The 2827-nt window shown below is 61.5% G+C and carries 3 protein-coding genes; 1 reads left to right on the forward strand and 2 read right to left on the reverse strand.

All coding sequences use genetic code 11. The annotated features are described in order from the left end of the window. Nucleotides 1-81 precede the first annotated feature (81 nt). Nucleotides 82-708, reverse strand: coding sequence for an isochorismate family cysteine hydrolase YcaC (ycaC, locus tag FEM54_RS29635; protein WP_138453962.1), 627 nt, complete (start codon nucleotides 706-708; stop codon nucleotides 82-84). 85 nt (nucleotides 709-793) lie between these two features. Continuing rightward, the gene (locus FEM54_RS29640; RefSeq protein WP_138453963.1) at nucleotides 794-1660 is read right to left on the reverse strand and encodes a pirin family protein; all 867 of its coding nucleotides are present in this window, start codon (nucleotides 1658-1660) and stop codon (nucleotides 794-796) included. A gap of 109 nt (nucleotides 1661-1769) precedes the next feature. Here FEM54_RS29640 and FEM54_RS29645 point away from each other — a divergent pair, with 109 nt between their 5' ends. Further along, entirely contained in the window at nucleotides 1770-2675 is a 906-nt protein-coding gene (locus tag FEM54_RS29645) for a LysR family transcriptional regulator (RefSeq protein WP_187699730.1), read from the forward strand. Nucleotides 2676-2827 lie beyond the last annotated feature (152 nt).

Here is a 2827-nt window from a genome sequence, read left to right on the forward strand (position 1 = left end):
GGTGTCCGCATCGCAGGCAAGCCAGCTCCCACACTAACCCGCTCCACACAGGGGGTATGTGGCAACCCTTGGGTCTTGCGCTTACTTGGCGCCAGTCAGCGCGTTATAGCTGGTAAACAGGTTGCGATAGTCCGGGATATGGTTGGCAAACAAGGTACCCAAGCCTTCGATATCGTTGCGCCAGTCGCGGTGCAGCTCACAGGCCAGGCCGAACCAGGTCATCAGTTGCGCGCCGTTGGCCGACATGCGGTCCCAGGCCGAATCGCGGGTGATTTCGTTGAAGGTGCCGGACGCGTCCGTCACCACGAACACCTCAAACCCTTCAGCCAGAGCCGACAACGCAGGGAACGCCACGCAAACCTCGGTTACCACACCGGCGATGATCAGTTGTTTCTTGCCGGTGGCCTTGATCGCCTTGACGAAATCTTCGTTGTCCCAGGCATTGATCTGGCCAGGGCGCGCAATGTACGGCGCGTCCGGGAACAGTGCCTTCAGCTCCGGTACCAGTGGGCCGTTGGGGCCGGTTTCGAAGCTGGTGGTGAGGATGGTCGGCAGCTTGAAGTACTTGGCCAGGTCGGCCAGGGCCAGCACGTTGTTCTTGAACTTGTCCGGTTCGATATCTCGCACCAGAGACAGCAGGCCAGCCTGATGATCAACCAGCAGAACGGCGGCGTTGTCCTTGTCCAGACGCTTGTAGGGAGTAGTCATGAGTGCTTCCTCTTTTCCATGGGCGACAGCCATCCTTGGCCGGTAAACCGGCCTGGCTATCTGGGTTGGGTGTTGCGGGGGCGAATCAGTGATGCATCTGGCCGAACTGGCCGGACTGGAAGTCGGCAAAAGCCTGGTGGATCTCTTGCTCGGTGTTCATCACGAACGGGCCGTGGCCGACGATAGGCTCATCGATAGGTTCGCCGCTGAGCAGCAGGAACATCGCGTCGTTGTTCGACTCCAGGGAGAGTTGGTCGCCGTCGCGTTCGAACAACGCCAGTTGCCCTTCGCGCACCAATTCCTGGCCATTAACCTGCACCGTGCCTTTGAGCACTACCAGCGCGGTGTTGCGCCCGGCGTGCAGGTCGAGGGTCACAGACTTACCGGCATTGAGGCGCACATCCCACACGTCGATCGGCGTGAAGGTGCGGGCCGGGCCTTGTTTACCGGCAAACTCACCGGCAATCAGGCGCAGGCTGCCGGCGTTGTCGGCCAGGGGTAACGACGGGATATCGCCGTCGAGGATGGTCTGGTAGCCGGCATCGGTCATTTTGTCCTTGGCCGGCAGGTTGACCCACAACTGCACCATTTCCAGCGCGCCGCCCTTTTGGGCAAACGCTGCGGAGTGGAACTCCTCATGCAGGATGCCTTTGGCCGCCGTCATCCATTGCACATCGCCTGGGCCGATGGTGCCGCCAGCGCCGGTGGAATCGCGGTGCTCGACTTCGCCCTTATAGACGATGGTCACGGTTTCAAAGCCGCGATGCGGGTGCTGGCCTACGCCACGACGTGCTTGGGTCGGGGTGAAATCGGCCGGCCCGGCGTGGTCCAGCAACAGGAACGGGCTGATGTGTTTGCCCATGGTGTCGTAGGAAAACAGCGTACGAACCGGAAAGCCGTCGCCTACCCAATGGCTGCGTGGGCTGGTGTAGATACCGATGATATTTTTCATGGCGTTTCTCCAAAGGCGTGAAAGCAGTGCATGTACACAGCTTAAATCCGCTACCTTTACCGCGCTAGACGGCAAAAATAACCCTTAGCGTTCTATTTGGAGAACGATAGTGGAAGACCTCAACACCCTCTATTACTTCACCCAAGTGGTCGAGCACCGTGGTTTTGCCGCCGCGGGCCGCGCGCTGGACATGCCCAAGTCGAAGCTCAGCCGGCGTATCAGCGAGCTCGAAGAGCGCCTGGGTGTGCGCCTGATCAACCGCACCAGCCGGCATTGTTCGCTCACCGAAATCGGCCAGGTCTATTACCAGCGCTGCCTGGCCATGCGGGTGGAGGCCGAAGCCGCTGCCGAAGTGATCGAGCGCAACCGTTCCGAGCCCCAGGGCATTGTGCGTTTGAGCTGCCCCACCGCCCTGCTCAACTCCTGGGTCGGGCCGATGCTGACCCGCTATATGCTCAAATTCCCGCTGGTGGAGTTGCACCTGGAGAGCACCAACCGGCGCGTGGATGTGATTCACGAAGGCTTTGACATCGCCCTGCGCATTCGCTTTCCGCCCTTGGAAGACACCGATCTGGTGATGAAGGTGCTTGGCAACAGCACGCAGTGCCTGGTGGGCAGCCCGGCGTTTGTGTCGCGCCTGTCCAGCCCGCCATTGCCGGGGGATTTGAATGGGTTGCCGAGCGTGTATTGGGGCTCGGCGCAGCGTGAGTACCAGTGGGAATTGTTTGGCGAGAACGGCGCCAGCGCGGTGATCCGGCATTTCCCACGGATGATCACCGATGACCTGTTGGCGTTGCGCCACGCAGTGTGCGCCGGGGTGGGTATTGCGCACCTGCCGAGTGTGGTGGTGCGCGAGGACATTGCCGCCGGGCGCCTGGTCAACTTGATCCCGGGTTGGTCGCCAAGGACCGGGATCGTGCACGCGATTTTCCCTTCGCGCCGTGGACTGTTGCCGTCGGTGCGCACCCTGATTGATTTTCTCGGCGAGGAATTCGCGCACAGCGACATGGCCTGACCGCTGATCGTTCCCACGCTCCGCGTGGGAATGCATCCAGTGACGCTCTGCGTCACGACTGCCAGAGCGGGACGCGGAGCGTCCGGGGCGGCATTCCCACGCAGAGCGTGGGAACGATCAAGCCGCGGCCAGCAGCGCTTGGCGCTGGNGCA

The sequence above is a fragment of the Pseudomonas edaphica genome (genome assembly GCF_005863185.1).
In the GTDB taxonomy this organism is placed as follows: domain Bacteria; phylum Pseudomonadota; class Gammaproteobacteria; order Pseudomonadales; family Pseudomonadaceae; genus Aquipseudomonas; species Aquipseudomonas edaphica.

Excerpts from the sequence above, each read along its gene's own strand:
- ycaC (WP_138453962.1), bottom strand. The coding sequence starts at position 708 with ATGACTACTCCCTACAAGCGTCTGGACAAGGACAACGCCGCCGTTCTG.
- FEM54_RS29640 (WP_138453963.1), bottom strand. The coding sequence starts at position 1,660 with ATGAAAAATATCATCGGTATCTACACCAGCCCACGCAGCCATTGGGTA.